Genomic DNA, 2,091 nt, shown 5'->3' on the forward strand with positions numbered 1-2,091 from the left:
GCCGGCCCGCTGCGCCAGGGCGGCGATCAGCTCGGGCAGCGGCGCGATCCCGGCGCGGCCGTTCAGCCAGTGGCCCAGGGTCCAGTTGGGTCCGTCGGCCCAGACGCTGCGCCGGGCCGGGAAGTCGGGGAACGGCCGGGCGTCCCAGCACCAGGCCGACGCGCCCTCGATCATCGGCCCGCCATAGACCGGCGAGACCGGGTTGGTCGCCGGATCGGCCAGGTGGGCCAGCACCGCCTCCAGGGCCCGCCGCTGGCCGACCTCGTCGCGGGTCCCGTCCGAGAACGGCGGCAGGGCGCTCTCGGCGCTCTTGGCGTCGACGAACAGGTTGGGGGCGTTGGCGCCCTTGTCGACCGCGCCGCAGCCGAACTCGACCAACCGCAGGGGTTTGGACTTCGGGACCCAGGCGGTCGGCGTCGCGGCGCGCACGCCGCCCGGTCGGTTGAAGTGCTGGCGGCTCCACCAGGCCTGCAGGTCCTTGGGCCGGAACACCCAGGGCTCGGCGTAGGCGCCGTCGGTGATGGCGGTGCGCGCCTGCGCAGCCCGCGCCGCGTCGGAGGCATAGAACCAGTCGAAGCCCTCGCCGCCCGTCAGGTTGCCGCGCAGGTAGGCGACGTCATGCGGACCGCCCTGACCGGCCTCCAGATGGTCGTCGCCGTCGCGCCAGTCGGCCATCGGCGGATAGAAGTCGACGCCGACGAAATCGATCTGCGCGTCGCTCCACAGCGGGTCGAGATGGAAGTGGACATCGCCGCTGCCGTCGCTGGGCTGGTGGCCGAAATACTCACTCCAGTCGGCGGCGTAGCCCAGCCGGGTCGTCGGCCCCAGCAGGCCGCGCACCTGGCCGGCCAGGCTCTTGAGCGCGGTCACCGCCGGATAGGACGAGGCCCCGTCGCGCACCGTGGTCAGGCCGCGCAGCTCCGAGCCCAGGATGAAGCCGTCCACCCCGCCGGCCAGCTGGGCCAGCTTGGCGTAGTGCAGCAGCATCCGCCGCAGGCCCCAGTCGCCGGCCGGGCCGTCATAGGTCGGCAGACCGTCGGCGACGCCGAACTGTCCCGCCGTCGCCGCGCCGAAGAAGGCCGAGACCTGGGCCGAGGCGGCGGCGGTCTTGTCGGGCGAACCCGGACGGCCGGCGGCCGGGTGACAGGTGATCCGGCCGCGCCAGGGATAGGCGCCCTGCCCGGCGCCGCCATAGGGATCGGGCAGCCCATTGCCCGCCGGCACGTCCATCAACACGAACGGATAGAGCGTCACCCGCAGCCCGCGCCGCTTCAGCTCGGCGATCGCCTGCAGCACGGCCCGGTCGGCCGGCGTGCCGCCATAGGCCGGACCGCCGTCGTGTTGGGAGACCACGCCCGCCTCGGCGCGATCGACGCCGTTCACCCGCCAGTCGAACGGGATCGTCGCCTTGGCCGCCTGCTCGACCTTGGGCCGGATCGTGCACGACCCGCAGCGCAGATCGTCACCGAACCAGGCCACCACCAGGGTCACCTCTTCCACATTGGGCAGTTGGGCCTGAAGCTGGTCCAGCGACACCACCAGGTCGGGACGGCCCTCGGCGTTGTTCAGGGTCTCGGCCGTGGTCCGGGTCAGGCCGTCGCGGCGCAGGACGACATCGGTGGCGTAGACGAACTCCCCCGCGCCGGGGATCAGGCACACACCCTTCAGGCGGTCCTCGAGGCCCGCAGACGCGCCGCTGGCGCGCGGCCGGTGGAACACCTCGAACGACAGCTGCGGCGGGCGATTGCCGTAGGCCGCCAACGGCAGGTCCTCGAACACCACATAGGCCGCGCCGCGATAGGCCGGCGCCTCGCCCTCGACGGCGGCGATCAGGGGATCGGGCGCCTGGTCCTCGCCCCCGGTGTGGACGCGCATGACCACCCCGGCCATGTCCATCGGCTTGCCGTCGGCCCAGACCCGGCCAATGCCGTCGATCGGCCCCTCGCAGACGGCCACGGCGAACGACAGGCTGTAGGCGGCGCTGGTGGTGCGCGGGGCGCTCTTGCCGCCGCCGGACCGGACCTCGACCCAGCGCTCCTTGAACCGCGCCGCCCAGATCACCTGGCCGGCCACCCGCGCCCGGCCGAACAC

Annotated in this window: 1 protein-coding gene; it reads right to left on the minus strand. The window is 73.6% G+C overall.

The window, feature by feature from the left end; translation table 11 throughout:
- Window positions 1-2,091 (minus strand): baseplate multidomain protein megatron (locus WAL33_RS09540; protein WP_422180766.1); only part of this gene is annotated, 2,091 nt, incomplete at both ends.

The organism is Caulobacter sp. (genome assembly GCF_049283275.1).
Lineage (GTDB): Bacteria > Pseudomonadota > Alphaproteobacteria > Caulobacterales > Caulobacteraceae > Caulobacter.